Origin of the sequence: Halorubrum sp. SP9, from assembly GCF_005435015.1 — an archaeon.
GTDB classification, from domain to species: Archaea; Halobacteriota; Halobacteria; order Halobacteriales; family Haloferacaceae; genus Halorubrum; species Halorubrum sodomense.
On the sequence record NZ_SGXU01000448.1, the window covers coordinates 1 to 394 of the forward strand.

Sequence of the window (394 nt, forward strand, 5' to 3'; positions counted from 1 at the left end):
TGAGACGGAGTACGTCGTCCTTGACTTGGCGTTCCTCGACACCGAACTTCGGAACCGCGAGCAGATCCGTGAGTACGAGCAACGGCTGATTCAGTACGACGCTGACATCGGCCTCGTGGACTACGGCTTCGGTCAGCAGGCGATGGAGTCGCTCCAACACGGCGATGACACCGTCGATTCCGCTGGTTACATGGACATCGTTTCGGCGGTTCACTACGGCCACGTCAAAGACAAGTCCGACATCAAGTGGACCACCGACGAGGACGGTAACAAGACCTTCTTCACCTGCGATAAGGCCCGTTCGGCCTCGATCATGGTCGAGTCGTTCCGTGACAACGAGTGGGTGATTCCGAAAGCAACGTCCGACACAACGGGTGTCTCCGTGGAAACCTCC

At 57.9% G+C, this 394-nt stretch carries 1 protein-coding gene; it reads left to right on the forward strand.

The window, feature by feature from the left end:
• Positions 1–25: 25 nt before the first annotated feature.
• Positions 26–394: hypothetical protein (locus EXE45_RS18195; RefSeq protein WP_137695143.1), on the forward strand; the 369-nt coding region annotated here is incomplete at its 3' end.